This is a genomic window from Maribacter sp., from assembly GCA_020629415.1.
GTDB classification, from domain to species: domain Bacteria; phylum Bacteroidota; class Bacteroidia; order Flavobacteriales; family Flavobacteriaceae; genus Maribacter; species Maribacter huludaoensis.
In genome coordinates this window covers 1-5403 of the sequence record JAHDDL010000078.1, presented here as the reverse complement: position 1 = coordinate 5403, position 5403 = coordinate 1, and the positions used below count along the sequence as shown (strand labels likewise).

The following is a 5403-nucleotide window of genomic DNA, read 5'->3' as shown; positions in this document are numbered from 1 at the left end:
CCTGATTTTAGAGTTCGTGGAGAGCAAGAATGGCCAAACAATGTAGTACAGACAGAAGGGCATTCTACAGACGTTATTACGGACAATACTATTGAATGGTTAGATAAAGGAAGAGATAAAACTAAACCTTTCTTTTTAATGCATCATTACAAAGCACCACATGACGATTTTGAAAATGCCCCACGTTACAATGATTATCTGGCAGATACCTTTATTCCGGAACCAGAGAGTTTATATGATAATAAGAACAATGGTTCGGTAGCTACTAGGGGATCGAACGATTCCCTAACGCGCATTATTGGTTCATCGGTCTCTAGACGTAATTTAATTCGTAATCAGGCCATGAATATTTATACAGATAGCTCTATTTATAAACAATATAGAGATCAAAATACTATTGGGATAGATGAGCATAAAAAATGGCAGTTGACACCAGAAGAAAAAGAAATAACCTCAAAGGTGTATCAAGATTACTTAAAGCGCTATTTGCGTTGTGTAAAAGGTGTAGATGATAATGTAAAAAGACTGATTCATTATTTGGAGGAAAATAATCTGTTAGAGAATACAATTATTGTGTACACCGGTGATCAAGGTTTTATGTTGGGCGAACATGATTATATAGACAAAAGATGGATGTACGATGAATCTATGCGTATGCCATTCTTTGTTCGTTATCCTGAAAAAATTAAAGCTGGTTCGCGCTCAAATGCCATGGTAAATAATACTGATTTTGCTCCTACTCTTATTGAAATGGCAGGTGGGTCTGCGCCAGATTACATGCAAGGGAGAAGTTTTAAATCAATATTGGAAACAGGGGAAGAACCGGCAGATTGGCCGCAATCTACTTATTATCGTTATTGGATGCATATGGCACATAGACATCAGAATCCGGCACATTTTGGGCTTAGAACTAAAGATTATAAGTTGATATTTTTTTACGGAAGGTATTGGGTAGATACGGACGACCCCAACGCTGAATATAATAAAGCTAGCTGGGGTAATGATTTTAGCAATAAAACACCGGTAGCGTGGGAGTTCTATGATTTAAAGAACGACCCAAAGGAAATGAACAATGCTTATAATGACCCAAACTATACAGAGGTTATTGCTGAATTAAAAGAAGAGTTGATAAAGGTTAGGGAAGAATTAAATGAAACCGATAAAAATTACCCACATATACAAAAGGTAATTGATGCCCATTGGAATGATTGATAACCATAGTTTTATAAATAGAAAAAGCCAACTTGTTAAAGTTGGCTTTTTTGTTAAAGCTATGACAGACTGCTAGTAAATTGATTGATAGTTTTTAATATGGTTTTATATAACGTGTATTATTTTTCTAGTTGAAATATTTGTTCTAAGGCTATCCACTTTTCACCTTTCTTTGCCCATGGAAGTTCTTGTTGAAAACCCCACATCAGTTCTTCCCATTCTTGAACCTTTGGGTTTTCCGCATCCATTTTAGACTTTTTATCGGGGTCAAAAGAAGCATCGACTTCCATAATCATGAACATTCTATTACCTGTAAGGTAGATTTGCATATCTATGATACCGGCATCTTTAATGCTCTTTGTAATTTCTGGCCATGCATTGCCTTCTGCATGGTACTTTTTGTACTCCGCAATTAATTCTGGGTTATCTTTTAAATCGCAAGCAAAACAAAGACGTTTATTGAAACTCATAAAATTGATTAATTAGTTGGTATGATATTTTTTATAAACAGTTCTTCCGTAAAAGGCAACTACACCAAGACAAATAAGTGATAGCACAAATGAAAATCTCATTTCTGTAACTCCAAAAATAGTAATGTCCTCATATCCAACACCACCTAAATCTAGCATATAACCCTGTAAAAAGGGGAGTAGTGCTCCCCCAACAATAGCCATGACCAAAAATGCAGCTCCAAATTTGGCATCTTCACCTTGGCCTTCTAAAGCAATACCGTAAATGGTGGGGAACATAATGGACATGAACAAAGAGGTTGCCACTAATGAATATATACCTAACATACCCGGTAAAAATATTGCGCCCAGCAGGGTTAGCATTCCACCTAATCCAAAAAACATTAATAATTTTCCAGAGTCTATTTTGGCCATGAGGGCAGTACCTATGGTTCTACCTACTAGAAAAACAATGTACCCGGCTAAACCGTACCAAACAGCAGATTTTGCATCAATGGCAAGTGTTTCGGCGTATTGGTACACATAGGTCCAACACATAATCTGGGCACCTACATAAAAAGCTTGTGTGACCACACCAAAAGCAAACTTTGGTTGTTTCCATAATCGTTTTACAGAATCCTTAAAAACCACCTTCGCCTCTTGATGTTTGTTTTGTGGCATCTTAACCACGCTGATCAATACAAAAAAGATTGAAACTACAAGCCCTAAAATTACATATGGATTTCTAATAATTTCCAGGTCAGATGTTCTAATAACGGCTTTGGCACTTTCGTTCAATGTGTCAAAAATAGGAACACCATCTGCTGTTGTGTCATCAGATTGTAATGCGCCCAATACAAAGTTTTGAGCAACCAATAGTCCTAAAATAGAACCCATTGGGTTGAACATTTGGGCAAAATTCAAACGTCTGGTGGCTGTTTCTTCTGCACCCATAGAAAGAATGTATGGGTTAGATGTAGTTTCTAAAAACGCTAACCCAAAAGTTAGTACATACAATGCCGATAAAAAGAAAAGGTAGCTTTCATAGGCAGCTGCCGGATAAAATAGCAATGCGCCTATGGCATATAATGCCAAGCCTAATAAAACCCCTTTTTTATAAGAGTATTTATTTACGAATAAAGCAGCCGGAATAGCCATGGTAAAATATCCACCATAAAATGCTAACTGTACCAAAGATGCTTGCTTGTTGGATAATTCCAGTACTTTTTGAAAACCGCGTACCATGGGGTTTGTCATATCATTTGCCAAGCCCCACAAAGCAAACAGCGAAGTAATCAATATAAATGGCACCAATACTGATTTGGCAACAACAGGTATTTTTTCAGATGTGTTCATAAGGATTGGTCGGTTTTGTAGAATTATTTTTCAGATAATAAAGATCGATCTAGATGCACATAGCCACCATCAACGGTTATAAATTGGCCCGTGGTGTGTGATGATCTTTCTGATATAGCGAATAATACCGCATCGGAAATTTCTAAGGGAGATGTCATTCTGTTTTCAAACGGAATGTTCTTTACAATAGATTGTAATTTTTCATCGCCATTATCTAAACTGTTGATCCAGTTTTCATAGGCTGGTGTCCAACTTTCAGCAATGATCAAAGCATTACTACGAATGCCGAACGGAATTAAATCTACCGCCCATTCACGGGTTAAGCCAAGAACACCACCTTTGGATGCCGCATAGCCAGAAGTACCGCCTTGTCCCGTAAGTGCAACTTTGGAACCAACGTTTAAAATATTGCCTTTCGCCTTTTTTAAGTAGGGTAGGCAAAACTTGGTCATCGCAAAAAAACTGACCAGATTAAGCTTTAAAGAGCGCATAAATTTCTCTATGCTATCTTCCAGTCCAACCGTGTCGTTAACGCCAACATTATTGATTAAGGCATCTATTTTTCCATATTTATCACCAATGGTCTTCGCCGCTTGTTCTATTTGTACAACATCGGTTAAATCTGTCTTTACAAATATGCTGTCTATACCTTTATCACGTAGCTCCTTTTCATATTCATATCCGCGATCATTTCTACAAACAATAACAGGAATAGCGCCTTCCTTAGCTAATTCTTCTACAATGGTTTGCCCAATGCTTCCTCGTAGACCGGCTGCACCCGTTATTACTACTACTTTATCTTTTAGTCTTAAATCCATACTTATAAATTGTAAAATTCAACTGCATTGTTTCCCATAATATGATGTTGTTCGTTATCGCTTAGACCAGAGATGAAATCTGTGACTAAGTTTTTAACCTGGCTATAATTTCCCGCTACTAGACAAACAGGCCAGTCAGAACCAAAAAGGCATCTTTTTGAACCAAAAGAGGTCAGGACAAGGTCTAGATATTTTGATAGATCATCAGGCTTCCATTTTTTGTAGTCGGCCTCTGTAATCATTCCCGATAGTTTACAGTAAACATTTTCCAGTAATGCTATTTCTCTCATCATGGTAGCCCAACCGTCATAAAAACCATCTTTTATGTAGGGTTTAGCTATATGATCAATCACAAATTTTTGATTTGGAAATTGCTTGACAAACTCTAAAGTTGCCCCAAGCTGATGCGGAAAAATTAGAATGTCATAAGTATATCCAAACGGTTCAAGTTCTTTTATACCGTTCAAAAATGGCTTTCTTAATAGAAAATTATGATCAGGTTCTCCCTGTACCACATGTCTAAATCCCTTTAATATAGTATGGTTGCTTAACTTTTCTAAATCGCTTTTAATGGTAGAAGCACGTAAATCTACCCAGCCCACAACACCTTTTATGAAATTGTTTTTTGCGGCTAGATTAATTAAAAATTCAGTTTCCGCCAACGTTTGATCAGCTTGTACCGCAACACAGCCGTCAATGGCATTGGCTTTTAATTCACCAATGAGGTCATTAGGCATGAAATCTCTTCTAATTACCCTCATATCATCATCGATCCATGAATGCTTTACGGGCTCATACTGCCAAAAATGTTGATGTGCGTCTATGGTCATAGTAAATTGATCAATAGTTAACTTAATTTATCATTGTAACAGCTTCTTCAAATCCGTATTTTTCAATATTGCTGAGGTTGTTATAAACCATGTTCGTTAAACCGGTTATTTTGTTCAGGTCCTCTTGCCAAATATCAGAATTGCCCAATAATCTAGTAGTCAATGTATTTAAGTCAATGTCGTTTTCTCTAAATTGTTCCCAGGTGTTAGAGAAATATTCAAGTACCGAAGAAGTATCGTTTAAATCAATTTTGTCATTGTTGAAACTTCCTTCATAAAAGCGAATTAGAGCACTCAATGCAAATGTGATATTTGCGGGAAGACTTCCTTTTATTTTCAAATAATCTTTTAAGCTAGGTAATAAACGAGTTACAAATTTTGAGGTGCTGTTCAATGCAATACTGATCAGCTGATGTTCAAGAGCCGGGTTTTTAAATCTGTTAACGACGTCATTTGCAAATTGCTCTTTATAATCATTTGGAAAATCTAGAGTCTCCAACACTTCGCTCATCAATACTCGATGAATAAAATTAGCGACTTGGGTATTCTTCATAGCGTCTTTAACCAAGCGTTCACCTAATAGGTATGCCACTGGAACCATTGATGTATGGGCACCGTTTAAAATGCGCACTTTTAAATTTCTATAGGATTCCAAGTCTGAAACCAATTCAATATTTAAATCTGTTTTATTGAAAGGAAATTCATTTAAAATGTCATCAGGTCCTTCTAATAACCAAC

Annotated in this window: 5 protein-coding genes and 1 pseudogene; 1 reads left to right on the top strand and 5 read right to left on the bottom strand. The window is 36.6% G+C overall.

From position 1 onward, the window contains the following. Positions 1–1212: sulfatase/phosphatase domain-containing protein (locus QZ657_RS17120; RefSeq protein ID WP_291968240.1), on the top strand; the 1212-nt coding region annotated here is incomplete at its 5' end. A 119-nt stretch (positions 1213–1331) separates the two neighbouring features. Here the strand turns inward: QZ657_RS17120 and QZ657_RS17115 are convergent. From QZ657_RS17115 to QZ657_RS17095, 5 genes and pseudogenes are all read right to left on the bottom strand, one after another. Further along, positions 1332–1682, bottom strand: a complete 351-nt coding sequence (locus QZ657_RS17115) for an L-rhamnose mutarotase (RefSeq protein WP_058105425.1) — start codon at positions 1680–1682, stop codon at positions 1332–1334. Positions 1683–1694: 12 nt separating this feature from the next. Further along, entirely contained in the window at positions 1695–3017 is a 1323-nt protein-coding gene (gene fucP / locus QZ657_RS17110; protein WP_291968239.1) for an L-fucose:H+ symporter permease, read from the bottom strand. Between the two features lie 23 nt (positions 3018–3040). Next, positions 3041–3835 carry an SDR family oxidoreductase gene (locus QZ657_RS17105; protein WP_291968238.1) on the bottom strand — a complete coding sequence of 265 codons (795 nt, stop codon included), beginning with the start codon at positions 3833–3835 and terminating at the stop codon, positions 3041–3043. A gap of 2 nt (positions 3836–3837) precedes the next feature. Further along, on the bottom strand, positions 3838–4665 hold the full coding sequence (locus QZ657_RS17100; protein WP_291968237.1) for an amidohydrolase family protein: 828 nt from the start codon (positions 4663–4665) through the stop codon (positions 3838–3840). A gap of 22 nt (positions 4666–4687) precedes the next feature. After that, positions 4688–5403 (bottom strand): annotated as a pseudogene (locus tag QZ657_RS17095) (tagaturonate reductase); the annotation flags it as partial.